The following is a 16,975-nucleotide window of genomic DNA, read 5'->3' as shown; positions in this document are numbered from 1 at the left end:
AAATCCCAAGTCCCCTATACCAACCCGCCCTCCCGGGAGGTCAAGAGGTCACCTATCCGAGCAGCGGTCCCGAGAAGGGCGCCGGCAGCAAGGGCGGATTGTCGCCCCCCAGCCAGGCTGACGCCTCGCGGACCTATTTCTTTGCGGTGACCACAGACGTGACCTGGAGAAAGCTCGCGCGCGGGTTGGTATCGCCATTTACTGGTGTCGCGTCTCTGCCGGCAATCAGGTCGGTTGCCCATCCTGCCAGTATGCGGAGCCTTCGATTCATGGTTGGCATTGCGTAGAGGTGATAAGCGCGGTGAGCGAACCAGGCTGGCGCGTTTCTGACCTTAATCCCCTTCATGATTCCCGCTCCCTTTCCGATGCCGAAGCTGGCGAGCGTTCCAAGCGATTTGTGCCGGTACTCCACGACTCGTCGCCCTGCTACATCGGCGAGTATGTTGGCGGACACAGTCAGGGCTTGACGAACGGCGTTTTGAGCGTTCGGCGGATAGTAGGCCGGCTGTGAAGCAGACATGAGATCGGGCACCTGTGCACCATCACCCAAGGCCCAAACGCCATCGAGCTTCATCCCCTCGCTGGTCTCGACCTGAAGGGCGGCATTGACAATGACGTGGCCTTTGGGTCCGAGTGGCAATCCAAGGTCGGCCAGCACGGGGTTTGGCTTCACCCCCGCTGTCCAGACGATTGCAGAGGCCGGTATGGTTTCTCCGTCACTGAGCACGACGTTGCCATCGACGCAGGATGGCATCGTCGTCTTCAAACGAATGTCGATGCCGCGGGCACGAAGCTGACCGAGAGTCCACTGCGAAAGTTCAGGCCCGACTTCAGGCGCGATACGGTCGAGCGCCTCCACTAAAACGAAATGCAGTTCTTCAGGGGCAATTCCGCGGTAGCTGTGGGTCGCGGTCCTCGCGGCGTCTGCGAGTTCCGCCACCGCTTCGACCCCGGTGTAACCGCCGCCGACGAACACTGTGGTGAGCAGCCTCGATCGCTCCGCCGGGTCCTGGACGCTGGCCGCGCGGGCGATGTTTCCAAGCACGCGATCGCGGACATATTGTGCTTCTCCAACTGTCTTGAACCCCACCCCATTTTCAGCGAGTCCAGGCGTAGGAAAGGTGCGAGTGACGGCTCCGAGCGCGACAACAAGGTGGTCGTACGGAAGCTCCCTGAGTTCGCCGTCGGGCGTCACGACCGAAACTCTCTTGCCCGCGCTGTCCAAGCCGCTGACGGATGCCTGGACAACGGTCGAATGCCGGAGTGTCTTCTGCAGCGGCACCGTCACGTCGCGGGCACGTATATGGCCGCCGGCAACTTCGGGAAGGAACGGCTGGTAGGTGTAGTAAGGAGATTCGTCAATCAGAGTGATACTCGCTCCGCGGGCGATGTGCTTCTTCTTCTGCAATTCAAGGGCGGTGGTGAGCCCAGCGGCTCCGCCTCCGAGAATGACTATTCGCGTTGTCATGGATGTGGTCCTTCCAACTGTGTCCGGTAGAGATGTGGCGTCGTCATTGTTGATTACCTCCCGGCCTGCCTAGAAAAGCGGCCTCGGGACGCTTCGCCAATACGCGGTCACCTGAGGACTGGCGTCGAGCACGGCGTAGAACCCATGGCATGAGATAGGTGCGAGCCCAGGCAACGTCGCTCGATCGCGCGCTTCGCCATGAGGATGCCTTCAATGGCTCAATCTGCGAGGGCTGCAGAGTGTGTTCTACGCCGAGAACGCTCAGCACACTGAGTGCCACCGCATGGTGGCCCACGGAGTTCAGATGCAGCCGGTCTGGGGCCCACATTCTGGCATCCTGAATCTCTGTTAGCGACCAGAGATCGGCCACGAGACACCCGTGCCGAGCTGCAACGGAATGCAAGTTTTCGTTGTAGATGGCAATCCTTCCTCTCAGACCCCGAAACACCGGGGAAAAACCGAGATCGGGCCCCGTGAAGAGCACGACGGTGGCGCCATCCCTGGACAAGCGGCCAACGACGTCATCACACCGGGCGGCAATATCATCCGGATCAGCTCTCGGGCGAATGACGTCATTGCCTCCAGCAGAGATTGTGATCAGATCCGGGCACAGATCCAGCACCGGCGCGACCTGCTCGTCACTGATCTGACGCAAGATCTTGCCTCGAACCGCGAAATTCGCATAGGAGAGACCCGGCTGGCCATCGCCGAGCACCTCTGCTACCCGGTCAGCCCAGCCTCGATTCCCTCCCAGGCTGCGTGGTTCGGGGTCGCCAATACCTTCAGTGAACGAGTCACCAAGTGCCACATAGCGTCTCCAACGGTGGCTCGGTTGCGAATTCGCGGTATTCCTTGTATCCATTAGCTCCAACTCTACCCTTACGTGAGGGTAGAGTTCTTCACGGTGGCACAGTGCCCCGACCCTCACACAACGGTAGAGTTGCTCGTGCAGTACATTGCCACGTGTCACAGAATGGAGCTACATGAAGCGTCGCGTCATCCAACTTCAATATTCCAGACTGCCTTTCATCGGCCATTTGGCAGATCACGCAACCGTCGTCGGTTCGAATTCGTGCCGACCTAGCGGCGTAACTGCGCACCGATGACTCTTCCAGTCGGCGGGCGAGGGCGAATCATCGGAGGCGTGTTGCGTTGGATGAATGAACGGATATTCTTCCCCGTTCGACAGCGCTTCCTAGTGGACTTGCTAGCGCCTCGGCTGACAGCCGCACGCACCGTGCTCGACCTTGGTTCGTCTGATGGGGCGCTTGCGGCATCAATCCGTGCGCGACTCCGAGAACAAGGCCTCGATGTTTCGTTCACGGGGTGCGACGTCCACGTCCAACCCGTTGTGCACATCCCCACTCTGCAGTACCTCGGTGACCGCCTTCCCTTCGAGGATGACTCGTTCGACTGCGTGCTCCTCATCGACGTGCTCCACCACACTGACAATCCGGAGACAGTCCTGCACGAGGCAGCACGTGTGTCTCGGCGCTCGGTCATTGTCAAGGACCACTACTGGGAGACGGAGAGTGAGCGTCGGCGACTGAGACGATCCGACTACATCGGGAACGCTCCATACGGGATCAGCCTGCCGTACAACTACTTCTCATTGCAGTCATGGGCGCCATTCTTAGAAGTCCAGTGCGACATGAAGATTGAACGAAGTCACAGATTTCGCTTCAATCGGCTTGATGACTGCCCTCACATACTTTTCGAACTTGAAAAGATTCGCGTGAGCAGAATGAATAGCTAGCTCCCGCGTAGGACGAGCCGGCGAAACTCATAGGGCACAATCACAAGGTTGATAATGTGTCTGCTTGAAGTAGGGCGGACGGGACTTGAACCCGTGACCGACGGATTATGAGTCCGCTGCTCTAACCAGCTGAGCTACCGCCCCGTGCCGCTGCGACTGGCTAGGTCGCCGGCCCGTCGAGCGTGATATCGGTCGCCGGGTCGGTGACCGCTTCTCCACGATACAGGCTCTCGAAGATGCGGAGCGTGCGCTCGATGTCGTGCGGTTCGATCATCCTGAGGCTCTCACGCTTGAACTGCAGCGTCTGCTCCCACGGCATCGTGAGCATGGTCGTGAGCTTGTCGGTGAGGTCATCGACGTCGCCGGGGGTGAAGAGAAAGCCGTTCTGCCCATCGTGCACAAGGTGTGGCAACGCCATTGCGTCGGCGGCCACAATGGGCAGTCCGGATGCCATCGCCTCCATCGTCGCGATGCTTTGCAGTTCTGCAATCGACGGCATAGCGAAGAGCGACGCCGACGTGAGGATCGAGCGAAGCTCCTCATCGCTCACATACCCGGTGAAGGTGACATTGGAGCGGATGCCGAGCGACGCAGCAAGCTGCTTGAGCTGCGAGAGCTGGTCTCCCCCGCCGACAATGTCGAGTTTGACGTCGAGCGAAGGGTCGAGACGCGCGACCGCGCGAAGCAGCACATCGATGTGCTTCTCTCCCGTGACCCGCCCGACGAAGACGATGCGGTGTTCTTTGGGTTCATCAAAGCTCGGCGTGTAGAGGCTCTCGTCGATCCCGCACGAGATGGCGTGCACCCCCTGCACATTCGCCTCCGACTCCAAGAAGGCCGCTGCTTTCTTGGTTGGGGTGGTCACCGCCTCGCACAGAGCAAATGTCTTGGAGGCATCCACCCAGGCTCGCCGAATGACTGGCGCCTGCAGAAACTTCGGCAGTAGCGTGTGCTCGATCATGTTCTCGGGCATGAAGTGGTTCGTGCCGATGATGCGGATTCCGCGCTTCGCCGCCTGGCGTGCAAGGCCGCGGCCGACCACGATGTGCGATTGGATGTGCACCACATCTGGCTTGACCTCGTCGAGAATGCGCGCGGCATGGGCTTGTGACCGCCACGGCAACACGAAGCGCAGCCAATCGTGCGGATACCAGCGCCACGAATAGATGCGGTGCACCGTGAACTCGGCACCCTCATGGTGTTCGACAAAGCGTCCGTGCTTGCGGTTGAAGGCCGGTGCCTGCACCACCACCTCGTGGCCGCGCTGAGTGAGGCCTGCGGCGAGGCGCGAAGCAAAGTTTGCCGCCCCATTGACATTCGGCGGAAACGTATCGCAGCCGATCAGAACGCGGAGCGGCGCGGCTGACGACGGCGAGGTTGCGTCGGATGCAGCGGTGTGTTCTTGCACGCGGGTGAATCCCTTTGCGATGAGTGCCGGTGGCAGGGTGCGGACCGGGGGTCAGGCTGGAAGCTCGAACCAACCTACCGCAGAGGTGCTCGATGGCGGCGTCACACGCGCGACTGTGGATGATGCCGCGCGAGCATGAAGACGCCACGCACCGCGAGCGCTCCGGCGATGATGAAGACGGTGAAGGCGCTCCAGTGCGCCCCACCGGCCTCACCGAGCACGACGATGCCGATCGATACGGCCACGATGGGGTCGACAACCGTGAGGCCCGCAATCACGAGGTCTGGCGGTCCGGACGAGTACGCGTTCTGCACGAAGTACCCGCCGACAACGGTCGCGACGAGGAGCGCCGCGATGCACGCAAAGGTGAGCAGTTCGAAGTCGCCGACCTTGAAGCGGTCGAGAACGACTTTTGCCAGCGTCGCGACAAAGCCGTAGAGGACACCCGCACCGAAGATATACATGATCGCCTTGAATCGTGCGCGGTAGAACGCGAAGAGCAACGCGAACGTGATGGTGACACCACCGAGCAACACAAGGATCACGAGCACTTGGCCGTCGCTGACCGGATGGGACCGCGTCGTGAACGAGGCAACACCCACGAAGAGTGCAACACCGACGACACAGAATCCAATAGCGCGGATGCTCACAGTATCGAGCTTCACTTTCGACACTCGCGCGTTCACGATCGCCGTAACGACGAGAGCCAGGGCCCCGAGCGGCTGCACCAGCGTCAGCGGCGCAAGATAGAGACTCGTGAGTTGCAGAAGCACCGCGAGCCCGAGCATCCCCGTGCCGATGAGCCAGGACGGTCTGGCGGCGAGCAGCGCGATCTGGTGAAGGCTGAGCCCCGCCGTTTTGGCCAGCGGTTGAAGGTTCTCGATCGTGGCCGCGCGTTGCGCTGTTGCTCGCGCCTCAACCTTGCCGACGCCACGGTGCTGAAGCTGGGCACCCAGGGCAAGGAACACTGCACCGATTAGCGCGACCGGGATGCCAAGGATCTGCAGCGGCGTGAGGGTTTCCACGGCGAGCGGAGTCAGGTCTGGCAGCACGGAATGACCCTACCTGCTGTTCCCCCGATATTCTTGGCGAATGGCCGTGCTCCCAATCGTCATCACCGGCGACCCCGTACTTCACTCGCCGGCGGCGCCGGTCACCGAGTTCACCGACGATCTCGCAACACTTGTTGATGACATGTTCGACACGATGGAGGCCGCCCCCGGCGTCGGACTCGCCGGCCCTCAGGTCGGCGTTGGACTGCGCGTCTTTGTCTTCGCCTGGATCGACGATGACGACATCGAGCATCGCGGCGTGGCAATCAATCCCGAGCTTTGGCAGAGCCCGCTCTCGACCGCAACCCTCCATGACATGGCCGAGGCAGAGGGCTGCCTTTCGGTGCCGGGTGAGCGCTACCCGCTTCGTCGGGCACACCGCGTGATCCTTCGCGCACACGATGTCGACGGCACACCGTACGAGATCACGGCCGAGGGCTGGCTCGCTCGCATCTTCCAACACGAGTATGACCATCTCGACGGTGTGCTCTATGTCGACCGTCTTGACCATGCGAATGCGAAGAGCGCGACAAAAGCGGTGAAGCGCGCTGGATGGGGCGAGCCAGGGCTCACCTGGATGCCCGGGGTCGACGACCTCGACGCCTGAATCGCACGCCGTCGGGCCGTGGTCAGATTCCCGTCACGGCGCGCAGCAGCGCTGCGGTCGCGGCGGCAGCGATGACCACAACGATGAAGGGCACCCGCAGCCAGAGCAACACCCCGGCGACGAGCAGCGCCGGGACGCGCGCGTCGAGTTCGATGGCCTGGCCGCTCGCGAGACCCTGGGTGGCGACGAGCGCGGCGAGCAGCGCGACCGTGAGGAGGCCAGCAACGCGAGCCGGCCGCTCCCGCTCCATGAACTCGGCGGGCACGAGATAACCCGAGATTTTGAGCGCGAGCCCGGCGAGCGACGCGACGATGATGATCCCCCAGACGCTCATCGGCCCCACCAGTTTCGAAGGCCGACGATGACAGCGACGAGCGCCGCCGCGATGACAGGGAGCCCCGCCGGCAGCCAGGGTGTGAGCACGGTCGCGACCACGGCCGCTGCGACGGCGACGATGATGGCTTGCCGCTCGCGGAGCCGCGGCCACAGGAGCGCAAGAAACGCCGCAGCGGCCGCAGCATCGAGACCGTAGCGGCTCACGTCGCCCATGAGATTGCCGAGCAGCGCGCCCGCGAGCGTCGCAATATTCCAGCCCACAAAGATGAGAATGCCGGTGAGCCAGAAGCCTCGTCGCTGATCTGCGAGCTCCGTCTGCGCCGTCGCGACCGCGGTGCTCTCATCGATCGTGAAATGTGCTGCAGCAAGACGGCGCACCGACCCAGCGCCGATAATGGTGCTCATCCGCATCCCGTAGATGGCGTTCCGAGTTGCGAGGAGCGTGGCGCCGGCGATCGCCGCCGGACCGGCAGCTGCGCCACCCGTCGCGATGACCCCGACCAGGGCGAACTGCGATCCGCCAGAGAACATGACGAGGCTCAACACGCAGGCTTGCCAGACGTCGAGGCCCGCCGCGACCGCGAGTGCGCCGAAGGAGACTCCGTAGGCAGAGACCGCAAGCGCGACACCCACCGCGATGCGGGTGACGGATTCCTGCCGGGGTGCCGGTTGCGCCGCCATCTCAGCTGCCTGAGGTCGCGCCGGAGACTCCCTTGGCATGACGGAGCTGAGGGAATGCGGCAGACACGGAGAACCCGACGCCGGGAACCGCGTAGGCGTTGAACACCCCGCCGAACAGCGCTGTGCGCTCCCGCATCTCGGTGATACCAGGACCGATCGGCGTGCCGGTGAGGGCGGCGGCATCATCGTCGATCGTGTACCCGCCGTCACGCGCGACGCGATTCGGGTCGCTGCCCGCGCGACGAGTGGTCGACCGCACACCGTCGTCGTCGACGAGCACCGTGAGACCATCGTCAGACCAGCGGAACGACACCCGCACCTCGGTGCCGTCGCCCCCATACTTCAGCGCGTTGGAGAGCGCCTCCTGGAGGATGCGGAACACGGCAACCTCGGCGCCGTGTGTGAGCTCGAACCGGCTGCCGGTCTCTTCGAAACGGATGTCGAGCCCTGCCTCACGCATGACACGGAACAGTTCGCGGGCGGTCTTGATGCCCGGCTGTGCCGTAGCATCCGCTTCGCCGTGCCGCACGATCGCCATCACCCGCCGGAGTTCGGCGAGCGTGGAGCGTGCGGAGTCACCGATCGACACAGCGGCACGGGCCGCTGCTGCTGGCTCGGACTCGGCCTTATAGCGAGCGCCGTCGGCCTGCCGCACGATGTCTGAAACGGAATGGATCGCGACCTCATGCAGCTCGCCGACCATGCGAAGCCGCGCGCCCTGCTCCGCCAGAGATTGCTCGAGGTCAAGCACATCGGCATCTGCCGCAGCGAGTTCGGCTCGCAGGCGACGACGTGAGGACGACGCCACAAGCCAGAGCACCACAATGATGACGAACGCGAGCGCCAGCAGGGCAGCAGCGGCAACGGCGAAATTGGGGACAACCGAGCTGTCAGCGAGCCAGGCGAGCCACGACTGCATGCGGTACCCCCAACGATGATTGACGGGCAGACAACAACGGACCGGGCGCACAGGCGAACACTGATGACCGCGGGTGGATCATCTTAGCGTCGCCCGAGCGCCCGACACGATGGTGTCTGCACTGTGGCTCCCCGACTTGGACTCGAACCAAGAACCTGCCGGTTAACAGCCGGCTGCTCTGCCAATTGAGCTATCGAGGATTGCTGAAACAGCTTGCCTACTTTATCAAGGAATCGCGTGGCACCAAATCGCCTCCGCGCGCCGTCGGCACCGGGAGCAGCGCGGTCGGTGTCGGCACGTGGGTATCGGCGAGGAGGGAGGGGATGCCGGTGGCGGCGTCGAGCGAAAACACCGCGACCGTGCTTGAGCGCTGGTTCGCGACGAAGAGCAGATCACCCACGACGGCGAGGTGCCGCGGCCAATCGCCGCCGCAGCCGACAGACGCGAGCGGTTCAAGCGTCGACGCATCGATCACCCCGACGCGGTTCGAGCCACGCAGGCCGACGTAGAGAACGCGGCCGTCTGCGCTCGCAGTGAGACCAGCGGCCTTGTCTGCGTCGACCGGGTCGCTCACAACCCTCCCGGATTTGACGACGTTGAGCACGCCATCCGACGTCGGCGGGGTGAGCGCTAGCTCGACGACCGCGTTGCCGAACTCGCCGAGGAGAATGATGCGCCCGTCGAGCGACACGAGATCTCGGGGTCCGATACCGGCCGGAAGTGCCCTCGAGGAGCGTCGCTCGGTGCCAGACGACGACACAGCGTGGACATGCACGACATCAGCGCCGAGGTCGGCGCTGAGCACTGCACGGAGCGGCGACGCGGCGCCACCCTCGGCCTCTGCAGCAATCGCGAGGGTGCTGTGCGCGTGCGGCCCATCCTGCTGCGGTCGGGGGCCAGAACCCTCCCCCGCAAACGAATCGATCCGCGCACGAACGGCACCGTCGTCGTCGCGGTCGAACATGTCGAGCGTGCCGTCGGCATAGTTGGCGGCAATAAACACGCTCGCCTCACCCACACCGACCGCGGCGACATGACACGGGTTGGCACCCGTCTCGACCCCGTCGACCGACCCGAGCGGAGTGAGAGAGCCCGCCTCGCCGATCGCGAAGGTGCGGACGCGCCCCGTGCCCTCATCGACCGCGGCAAGCACCTCGCCATCCCTGGTGAGAAATGAGGGCGACGGAGTCGGCACCACCGTCCCGGTGAAGGTGAGCGCCTCACCATCCCACCGCAGTAGGCCGATGCCATTCGCGGTGCCGCCCATGGCAGCCGAATAGCCGCCGCACCACAGCAGCACGGGTGCAGCATCAGCGGCAGAAGCCTGCTCAGCGAGCCCGGTCATGATTCCTCAGCTCGGCTCGCACAGTGGCGAGCGATCGAAGATACGGATGCTGCGGTGCCATCAGCATCGAATCGAGCTCGCCAATGCCGATCAGCACACCGCGATCGAGCACCGCGACACGCTCCGTGAGCGCCGTCACCACCTCAAGATCGCTGCTCACCACCATGGCGGCAAAGCGGCGCTGCTGCTGCAACTCGCGCAACACCCCGACAACACCATCGCGCACCGTGGCATCGACGCCGCGCGTCGGCTCATCGACCACGAGGAACGTCGGCTCGAGCACGAGCGCCCTCGCAAGCGCCACGCGCTGCCGCTGGCCGCTGCTCAGCTCAAACGGATAGCGCTCAAGCATGCTGAGGGGCAGGCGCACCGAGTCGACGAGCGTCGCCACCGCCTCCGCCGCCTCCCGCTGATTGAAGCGACGCTCACGCTGGAAGATTGGCTCGGCCACATTCTCGCCCACCGTCAGCTGCGGATTGAGCCGCACCGCTGCATCCTGGGCCAGATAGCCGGTGACGAGCGTGAGCCTGTCGCGCTTGCGCCGCGTGAGATTGCGCATGTCAGTGCCGTAGACCCGAAGTTGCCCGCCGCAGATCTCGGGCGAGCCCTCCTCGAGTGTCTGACGGTCGGCAAGCCCGGCGACCGTCAGCGCGAGCGTCGACTTGCCCGAGCCCGACTCACCCACCACGCCGAGCACATCGCCGGGAAGGATGTCGAAGCTCACACCGTCGACCGCCAAGTGATAGGAGAGCGCATCGCGGGAGCGGTAGTGCACCGAGAGATCGCGGGCGGCGACCACCACATCATCCGTCTGCCGCTTCACGCGCCCACTCCCCTCGTCTGGTGCTGAACTTCGAGACTAGTCCTCTCGCAGTGCGCGACGCTCCTGCTCCACGCTCACGAGCGCGCGCTGAAGCTGGCCGTAGCGTTCTGGCTCAGCCGTCGCATCCGCCCGTTGGAGCCTGCCCAGCAGTTCGGCCTTCTGCCGAAGAAGATCCCGATCAATGACCGACGTCGCGATGCCGACCGAGTAGAGACGGAGATCGCGCCCCGACTGCTCGGGGAGCGGTGCCATCGCGAGTTCTGTCACGAGGCGACGGAACGGCGCCGGGACCTCATCGAGCACGCGGTCGAGCCACGCGGCCGAGGCGAACGCATCGGTTCCATCGTCCGCCGGCGCGAGGGCCCCGGCGATACCGTCGCGCACGACCGCGAGCGAGGGGTTTGCGAACGCCGCCTGACTCACTCGGGTCGCGAGTTCACGGCCCACCTCGACGGGCGCCTGCAGCACCGCCATGACGGCATCGCGCTCGAGTCGCGTCGTCGGATCTGATGGGAGTTGCGTGATCGACGGCCCAGCATCGGCCTGCGGTGCAGCAGGCTCACCCGACTCGTCACCCGGACGGCGCGAATCGCGGGGTGTTGTCGCGCGCGACTCCCCCGTCTGGCGCTGCGCGGCGCTCACCGCCCGGCCCACCTCGGCCGGATCCATGCCGAGCCACCCCGCGAGATTGCGCACATAGCCGACGCTCAACGCACGATCGCGGATGCCGCCGACGATGGGCGCTGCGGCGCGGAGCGCGGCGACCCGGCCCTCGACCGTATCGAGATCATGCTCGGCAAGGCGACGCCGCACCATGAACTCGAACATGGGCTTCTTGGTCGCGATGAGGGCGCGCACAGCGTCATCGCCGCGGGCAAGTCTCAAATCACAGGGGTCGAGCCCCTCCGGCGCCACCGCGACATAGGTCTGCGCCGCAAAACGCTGCTCTTCGGCGAAGGCGCGACTCGCCGCCTTCTGGCCGGCCTCATCCGGGTCGAAGGTGAAGACAACCTCGCCGAGCCCCGTCGAGTCGACATTGTCGAAGTCGCCGAGCACGCGGCGCACCACCTTGATGTGGTCGACGCCAAACGCAGTGCCACACGTTGCGACGGCCGTCGTGACACCAGCAAGATGGCAGGCCATGACATCCGTATAGCCCTCCACCACGACCACCTGCTTGCCGCGCGAAATGTCGCGCTTCGCAAGGTCGAGCCCGTAGAGCACCTGCGACTTGTGATAGATCGGGGTCTCGGGGGTGTTGAGATATTTGGGGCCCTGGTCGTCGTCGAGTAGGCGCCGCGCACCGAACCCCAGGGTCTGGCCGGTCACATCGCGGATCGGCCACACGAGCCGACCACGAAAGCGGTCGTAGGTGCTGCCCCGCTCGTTCTTGCTCACCAGGCCGGATGTCACGAGCTCAGCCTCGGTGAAGCCCAGCCGTTTGAGGTGCGAGCCGAGGGCGTCAAAGCTCTTGGGGGCAAAGCCGACCCCGAAGCGTGCGGCCGCCGCGGCATCGAATCCGCGCTCACCGAGAAAGCGTCTCGCGGGATCTGCCTCGGGCGTCACGAGCTGAGCGGTGAAAAAATCTGCTGCCGCCGTATTCGCGGCGATAAGCCTCGCTCTGTTGCCGAAGTCGCGCGACGCCGCCCCGCCGTCTTCATAGTGCAGCTCGAACCCGATGCGCTGCGCCATGAGCTCGACGGCTTCGGAGAACGAGACGTGATCCATGCGCTGTAGGAACGTGAACACGTCGCCATCCTCACCGCAGCCGAAACAGTGGTAGCGGCCCACCTGTGGACGCACGTGGAAGCTCGGACTGCGCTCATCATGAAACGGACACAGACCCTTGAGCGAGCCAACACCAGCGCCCTTCAGGGTCACGAAGTCACCGACGATGTCAGCGATGTTGACCCTGGCCCGCACCTCATCGATGTCGCTGCGTCGAATGAGTCCGGCCATTCGATGATTCTACTGAGGCTGCTTCGTCAGACGCTGCCGACAACGAGCCGGTCGTGCCAACTCATCGCCGACTGGTCGGTGAGGCTCGCAACCTGGTCGACAATGACCCGGCGCCGGGCGCCATCATCGGCCGCAGCATCCCAGTCGGCCGCGAATCCTGGGTCGAGGTGCGTTGCGCCGGTCTCCACCAGCACGTCGGCGATGCTCGTGAGAATCTCGCGCTGCTGCGCGTAGATCGGCTGACGCGTGTTCTTGGACATGACGAATGCGGCGACGATGCCCTTGAGCACCGCGATCTCAGCCTGGATGTCACGCGGCACGATGACGTCGGCACCGAAACGACTGAGGTTGCCGGAATCGAATGCCTCACGAGTGGCCTGCACAGCGCCGCCAGCGAAGCGGCCGATGAGCTGACTCGTGAGATTTTTCAGCCTGCTCTGGGAGAGCCGGCTGCCGTCCCACGTGTCGATCCAGACGTCGAGACTGTCGAGACGGTCAAACGCGGCGATGAGTTCATCGTGGCTTATCTCGCCGCCGATCCACTCGAACATCGAATCGACCAGCTCGTCATGGTCGACCCGAGCGCCAAGCGCGCGCACATCGATGTAGTCGCTGAAGATCGCATCCTCGAAGTCGTGCACCGAATACGCGATGTCGTCTGAGAGGTCCATGACCTGCGCCTCGATGCAGAGTCGCCCATCTGGCGCCCCCTGCCGCAGCCACTCGAACGCCGCGACATCGTCTTTGTAGAAACCGAACTTGGCACGCCCGCTCGGGTCGGCGACCGATCTCGTATCTGGCCACGGGTATTTGCAGCTCGCGTCGAGGCTCGCGCGCGTGAGATTGAGCCCGTAGGCGCGCTCGTCATCACCGAACACCTTCGGCTCGAGCCGTGTGAGCAAACGGAGGGTCTGGGCGTTGCCCTCGAAGCCGCCGACCTCGGCCGCCCACGCGTTGAGGGCGCGCTCACCGTTGTGACCGAACGGCGGATGCCCGAGGTCGTGCGCGAGGCAAGCGGTGTCGACAACATCCGGATTGAGCCCAAGGCTCGTCGCGAGCTCGCGGCCCACCTGGGCCACCTCAAGGGAGTGCGTCAGCCGGTTGCGGGCGAAATCGGCCCCCTGCGTCGGGCTCAACACCTGCGTCTTCGCGGCGAGGCGGCGCAAGGCACTCGAATGCAGGAGCCGTGCGCGGTCGCGGGCAAAATCACTCCGCCGGCTGTAGTGCTCCTCGGGCAAGAAGCGTGCCGTGTCGTGCTCGCCATAGCCCTGCGCGGCGAGCTCTGCGTCAACCGCCACTGGAATCCAGTTCTGCCCCCGCGAGCTCAGACGACTGCGACTCGTCGAGATCATGACTATCGAGCCACCCCTGCGGCAGCGTCGTGCGCTTCGGGCTGCCGGCACGACCGCGCGGGCCCTCCGCCCCGACGCCAGGGTAGGGCTCGTCCCAGTCGAGCTCGGCGAGCAAGTCATCGAGCATCGCGAGGCTCTCGACGGTCGCAAACTGGCGCCGGAGGTCACCACCGACCGGGTAGCCCTTGAAATACCAGGCCATGTGCTTGCGGATGTCGCGGCAGGCCCACTCCTCGCTGCCAAAAAACTCGGTGAGCAGCACCGTGTGGCGGCGCACCGTCTCTGCGACGACGCCGAGCGCCGGCTGGGCAACATCGGTCGCCCCAGCGAAGGCAGCGACCAGGTCTCCGAAAAGCCACGGACGGCCAAGGCAGCCGCGGCCGACGACGACCCCGTCGCATCCGGTCTGCTCGACCATGCGCACCGCGTCGGCCCCCGACCAGATATCGCCGTTGCCGAGAATGGGAACGCTCGTCACCGTCTCTTTGAGCTTCGTGATGGCCGACCAGTCGGCCTCGCCGCTGTAGAACTCCGAGGCCGTGCGGGCGTGCAGCGCGATCGCCGAAACCCCGGCGCCCTCCGCAATGCGACCGGCCTCGAGATAGGTGAGGTGGTCGGCGTCGATGCCCTTGCGCATCTTGATCGTGAGCGGAACATCACCGGCCGCCTTCACCGCGCCCTCGACGATTTCGCGGAACAACCTCGTCTTCCACGGCAGCGCGGAACCGCCGCCCTTGCGCGTGACCTTCGGCACGGGGCATCCGAAATTGAGGTCGATGTGGTCGGCCCGGTCTTCGGACACCAGCATCGTCACAGCATCGCTCACCGTCTTGGGGTCGACCCCGTAGAGCTGGATGCTGCGGAGCGTCTCAGACTCGTGATGCTGGATGAGGCGCATGCTCGCGGGCGTGCGCTCGACCAGGGCACGACTCGTGATCATCTCGCTCACGTAGAGACCGGCGCCGAACTCACGGCACAGTCGGCGGAACGCCGTATTCGTGATGCCCGCCATCGGCGCGAGCACGACCGGGACATCGAGCTCGTGCGGCCCGATGCGGAGCGGCGCACGCCCGGCCAGCGGCGCGGGGGCCGAGCTGGGCGCGGTAGCGTCGATCACAGTCACCCCGCAATTCTCCCAGAAAGCGAGCAGCGCGCATGACAGTACTCACAGGAAGGGAGCGGGTCGCCGCAGCGGCACGCGAACTCGGCCTCGACATCGATCTCGTCGAGCGCGGGCCCGCGACGAGTCTCGCCGAGGCCGCCGCAGCCCTCGGCGTCACACCATCGGAGGTCGTGAAGAGCCTCGTGGTGAAACGCAAGGACGGCACCTTCGCCTTCGCGCTCGTGCCGGGCGACCGGCAGATCTCGTGGCCCAAGCTCCGGGGCGTCGTCGGTGTCAACAAGCTCTCCCTGCCTGACGCCGAGACGGCGTTCGAGGCGACCGGCTACGAGCGCGGCACCATCACGCCACTCGGCAGTACGACTGCGTGGCCCGTCTACGCCGACGAACGGATGCTCGGCACCCGCGTCTCACTCGGCGCCGGCGAACACGACACGACCTTCTTCGTCGACGCCGATGCGCTCTGCGAAGCCCTCGGCGCGACCGTCGCCGACATCACGGAGCCGATCGCGTGAGCATTCGGCCATTGGTTTCGATACGGCCCTAGCGGGCCTACTCAACCAGCGAGTGACTTATGCGAGGAAGCCGCGGAGGAGCGCCTCCGAACCCGCGATGTGCTCCGTCATCGCTCTCGTCGCCTCGCCCGGCTTGCCGCGGAGGATCGCCTTGACGATCTCCTCGTGCTGCTCGTTCGAGTGCGCGATGTTCGGACCGAGTAGCGGGATGCCGTCGAGCAGCTCGTTGATGCGCATCCGGGCGTCGGCGACGAGTGGTACGAGGCTCGGCGCCCCGGCGAGCTCGGCGATGAGCAGGTGCAGCCGCGAGTCGTGCCGGCGGTAGTCGGTGGGCGCCGCGGTCGAACAGTCCTGCAACGCCTGCCAGAGGCTCTCCCGCTGCGCGCTCGTGAGCTCGCTCATGGCCGCCTGGCGAGCAGCGCCCAACTCGAGGATGCTGCGGAGCACGAGCGTGTCGTCGAGCTCGTCGCTCGGCACCGACCGGCGCGGTGCGACGCCCGACTCCGTGACGACCGGCGTGAGCTCTGGAACCTCGTCGACCACGAAGGTGCCGCCGTAGCGCCCGCGTCGCGAGACCAGGTATCCGGCATCCGTGAGGGCAGCGATCGCGTCACGCAGGGTGTCACGGCTCACCCCGAGCATGCCCGCGAGCACGCGTTCGGCCGGGAGCCGCTCGCCGGGCGCGATGAGGCCGAGCCGCACCGACTGCAGGAGCCGCTGCATCGTCTCCTCGAACACGTTCGCCGAGCGAGCCGGACGCAGCAGCAACTCCGCCGCGAGCAGTTCCGGCTGCTCATCAGGCCCCGCCTCGTCGATCGGCTCCGTCATGGGCTCGGTCTCGATCACTCTGGCGTCACATAGGCCGAGCTGATGCCGCCGTCGACGAGGAAGGTCGACCCGGTCATGAACGAGGAGTCGTCGCTCGCGAGGAACGCGACGGCCGCCGCGAGTTCCTCCGGCTCGGCGAACCGGCCGAGCGGGATGTGGACGAGCCGACGCTGCGCACGCACGGGATCCTTCGCGAACAGTTCCTGCAGGAGCGGGGTATTGACGGGGCCGGGGCACAGCGCGTTGACCCGGACGCCCTGGCGCGCGAACTGCACCCCGAGCTCACGGCTCATGGCGAGGACGCCGCCCTTCGACGCCGTGTAGGAGATCTGCGAGGTGGCCGAGCCGAGCACCGCCACGAACGACGCTGTGTTGATGATGGAGCCCCGGCCCTGCTTCGTCATGTGGCGCAGGGCCGCTCGGCAGCACAGGTAGACCGACTTGAGGTTGACGTCCTGCACTCGTTCCCAGGCCGGCAACTCGGTCGTCTCGATCGAGTCGTCGTCCGGCGGCGAGATGCCCGCGTTGTTGAAGGCGATGTCAACCGAACCGTAGGTCGACGCGGCGGTGTCGAACAGGGCATTCACCTGGGCCTCGTCCGTGACATCCGCCCGCACATAGAGGCCGCCGACCGACTCCGCCGCCGCTGCGCCACGCTCGTCATCCATGTCGCCGATGACGACCGTCGCCCCCTCGGCCGCGAAGCGGCGTGCTGTCGCGAGCCCGATGCCGCTCGCCCCACCCGTGATCACGGCGACGCGGCCGGCGAGTCGCTGTGTGAGGTCGATCCTCGTGATTTCGGTCAT

17 protein-coding genes and 2 tRNA genes are annotated in these 16,975 nt (G+C 65.2%); 3 read left to right on the top strand and 16 right to left on the bottom strand.

Features of this window, described 5'->3' with window-relative positions; genetic code table 11:
* Positions 1-133: 133 nt before the first annotated feature.
* Positions 134-1,468 (bottom strand): NAD(P)/FAD-dependent oxidoreductase, encoded by a 1,335-nt coding sequence (locus ACY48M_RS03450; protein WP_462818837.1) that lies wholly within the window; start codon positions 1,466-1,468, stop codon positions 134-136.
* A 43-nt stretch (positions 1,469-1,511) separates the two neighbouring features.
* Positions 1,512-2,330 carry an SGNH/GDSL hydrolase family protein gene (locus tag ACY48M_RS03445; protein WP_462818836.1) on the bottom strand — a complete coding sequence of 273 codons (819 nt, stop codon included), beginning with the start codon at positions 2,328-2,330 and terminating at the stop codon, positions 1,512-1,514.
* 240 nt (positions 2,331-2,570) lie between these two features.
* Between ACY48M_RS03445 and ACY48M_RS03440 the strand changes: the two genes are divergently transcribed.
* On the top strand, positions 2,571-3,224 hold the full coding sequence (locus ACY48M_RS03440) for a class I SAM-dependent methyltransferase (RefSeq protein ID WP_462818835.1): 654 nt from the start codon (positions 2,571-2,573) through the stop codon (positions 3,222-3,224).
* A 70-nt stretch (positions 3,225-3,294) separates the two neighbouring features.
* On the opposite strand, the gene ACY48M_RS03435 is transcribed toward ACY48M_RS03440, so the two are convergent.
* From ACY48M_RS03435 to ACY48M_RS03425, 3 genes are all read right to left on the bottom strand, one after another.
* A tRNA-Ile gene (locus tag ACY48M_RS03435) sits at positions 3,295-3,368 on the bottom strand.
* Positions 3,369-3,384: 16 nt separating this feature from the next.
* The gene (locus ACY48M_RS03430; protein ID WP_462818834.1) at positions 3,385-4,632 is read right to left on the bottom strand and encodes a glycosyltransferase; all 1,248 of its coding nucleotides are present in this window, start codon (positions 4,630-4,632) and stop codon (positions 3,385-3,387) included.
* 101 nt (positions 4,633-4,733) lie between these two features.
* Positions 4,734-5,684 (bottom strand): DMT family transporter, encoded by a 951-nt coding sequence (locus ACY48M_RS03425; RefSeq protein ID WP_462818833.1) that lies wholly within the window; start codon positions 5,682-5,684, stop codon positions 4,734-4,736.
* A gap of 40 nt (positions 5,685-5,724) precedes the next feature.
* Between ACY48M_RS03425 and def the strand changes: the two genes are divergently transcribed.
* Complete coding sequence (def, locus tag ACY48M_RS03420; protein ID WP_462818832.1) at positions 5,725-6,291, top strand: peptide deformylase; 567 nt, start codon at positions 5,725-5,727, stop codon at positions 6,289-6,291.
* Between the two features lie 22 nt (positions 6,292-6,313).
* Here def and ACY48M_RS03415 read toward each other — a convergent pair whose 3' ends face one another.
* The 9 genes from ACY48M_RS03415 to dusB form a co-directional block, all read right to left on the bottom strand.
* Entirely contained in the window at positions 6,314-6,625 is a 312-nt protein-coding gene (locus ACY48M_RS03415; protein ID WP_462818831.1) for an AzlD domain-containing protein, read from the bottom strand.
* Positions 6,622-7,308, bottom strand: coding sequence for an AzlC family ABC transporter permease (locus ACY48M_RS03410; protein ID WP_462818830.1), 687 nt, complete (start codon positions 7,306-7,308; stop codon positions 6,622-6,624). Before ACY48M_RS03410 ends, ACY48M_RS03415 begins: the two co-directional genes overlap by 4 nt.
* A gap of 1 nt (position 7,309) precedes the next feature.
* Positions 7,310-8,227, bottom strand: coding sequence for a sensor histidine kinase (locus ACY48M_RS03405; RefSeq protein ID WP_462818829.1), 918 nt, complete (start codon positions 8,225-8,227; stop codon positions 7,310-7,312).
* 124 nt (positions 8,228-8,351) lie between these two features.
* Positions 8,352-8,427 (bottom strand) — tRNA-Asn (locus ACY48M_RS03400).
* Positions 8,428-8,444: 17 nt separating this feature from the next.
* Positions 8,445-9,572 (bottom strand): lactonase family protein, encoded by a 1,128-nt coding sequence (locus tag ACY48M_RS03395; RefSeq protein WP_462818828.1) that lies wholly within the window; start codon positions 9,570-9,572, stop codon positions 8,445-8,447.
* Positions 9,556-10,395, bottom strand: a complete 840-nt coding sequence (locus ACY48M_RS03390; RefSeq protein WP_462818827.1) for an ATP-binding cassette domain-containing protein — start codon at positions 10,393-10,395, stop codon at positions 9,556-9,558. Before ACY48M_RS03390 ends, ACY48M_RS03395 begins: the two co-directional genes overlap by 17 nt.
* A gap of 36 nt (positions 10,396-10,431) precedes the next feature.
* Positions 10,432-12,354, bottom strand: a complete 1,923-nt coding sequence (dnaG, locus tag ACY48M_RS03385; RefSeq protein WP_462818826.1) for a DNA primase — start codon at positions 12,352-12,354, stop codon at positions 10,432-10,434.
* A 26-nt stretch (positions 12,355-12,380) separates the two neighbouring features.
* On the bottom strand, positions 12,381-13,652 hold the full coding sequence (locus tag ACY48M_RS03380) for a deoxyguanosinetriphosphate triphosphohydrolase (RefSeq protein ID WP_462818825.1): 1,272 nt from the start codon (positions 13,650-13,652) through the stop codon (positions 12,381-12,383).
* Positions 13,642-14,823 carry a tRNA dihydrouridine synthase DusB gene (dusB, locus tag ACY48M_RS03375; RefSeq protein WP_462819249.1) on the bottom strand — a complete coding sequence of 394 codons (1,182 nt, stop codon included), beginning with the start codon at positions 14,821-14,823 and terminating at the stop codon, positions 13,642-13,644. Before dusB ends, ACY48M_RS03380 begins: the two co-directional genes overlap by 11 nt.
* Positions 14,824-14,861: 38 nt before the next feature.
* On the opposite strand from dusB, the gene ACY48M_RS03370 reads away from it, so the two are divergent.
* On the top strand, positions 14,862-15,341 hold the full coding sequence (locus ACY48M_RS03370) for an aminoacyl-tRNA deacylase (RefSeq protein ID WP_462818824.1): 480 nt from the start codon (positions 14,862-14,864) through the stop codon (positions 15,339-15,341).
* Between the two features lie 57 nt (positions 15,342-15,398).
* Here ACY48M_RS03370 and ACY48M_RS03365 read toward each other — a convergent pair whose 3' ends face one another.
* Both ACY48M_RS03365 and ACY48M_RS03360 read right to left on the bottom strand, forming a co-directional pair.
* A complete protein-coding gene (locus ACY48M_RS03365) occupies positions 15,399-16,169 on the bottom strand; it encodes a FadR/GntR family transcriptional regulator (protein ID WP_462818823.1) in 771 nt (256 codons plus the stop codon).
* A 14-nt stretch (positions 16,170-16,183) separates the two neighbouring features.
* Positions 16,184-16,975 carry a 3-oxoacyl-ACP reductase gene (locus ACY48M_RS03360; protein WP_462818822.1) on the bottom strand — a complete coding sequence of 264 codons (792 nt, stop codon included), beginning with the start codon at positions 16,973-16,975 and terminating at the stop codon, positions 16,184-16,186.

It is taken from the genome of Homoserinimonas flava, from assembly GCF_054969005.1.
The sequence above is the reverse complement of the archived record's forward strand: the minus strand, read 5'-3'. Positions and strand labels throughout refer to the sequence as shown.

Coding starts and splice junctions, on each gene's coding strand:
- ACY48M_RS03360 (WP_462818822.1), bottom strand. CDS start 16,975: ATGACCGAAATCACGAGGATCGACCTCACACAGCGACTCGCCGGCCGC.
- ACY48M_RS03440 (WP_462818835.1), top strand. CDS start 2,571: ATGACTCTTCCAGTCGGCGGGCGAGGGCGAATCATCGGAGGCGTGTTG.
- ACY48M_RS03395 (WP_462818828.1), bottom strand. CDS start 9,572: ATGACCGGGCTCGCTGAGCAGGCTTCTGCCGCTGATGCTGCACCCGTG.
- ACY48M_RS03445 (WP_462818836.1), bottom strand. CDS start 2,330: ATGGATACAAGGAATACCGCGAATTCGCAACCGAGCCACCGTTGGAGA.
- ACY48M_RS03410 (WP_462818830.1), bottom strand. CDS start 7,308: ATGGCGGCGCAACCGGCACCCCGGCAGGAATCCGTCACCCGCATCGCG.
- ACY48M_RS03405 (WP_462818829.1), bottom strand. CDS start 8,227: ATGCAGTCGTGGCTCGCCTGGCTCGCTGACAGCTCGGTTGTCCCCAAT.
- ACY48M_RS03370 (WP_462818824.1), top strand. CDS start 14,862: ATGACAGTACTCACAGGAAGGGAGCGGGTCGCCGCAGCGGCACGCGAA.
- def (WP_462818832.1), top strand. CDS start 5,725: ATGGCCGTGCTCCCAATCGTCATCACCGGCGACCCCGTACTTCACTCG.
- ACY48M_RS03415 (WP_462818831.1), bottom strand. CDS start 6,625: ATGAGCGTCTGGGGGATCATCATCGTCGCGTCGCTCGCCGGGCTCGCG.
- ACY48M_RS03365 (WP_462818823.1), bottom strand. CDS start 16,169: ATGACGGAGCCGATCGACGAGGCGGGGCCTGATGAGCAGCCGGAACTG.
- dnaG (WP_462818826.1), bottom strand. CDS start 12,354: ATGGCCGGACTCATTCGACGCAGCGACATCGATGAGGTGCGGGCCAGG.
- ACY48M_RS03450 (WP_462818837.1), bottom strand. CDS start 1,468: ATGACAACGCGAATAGTCATTCTCGGAGGCGGAGCCGCTGGGCTCACC.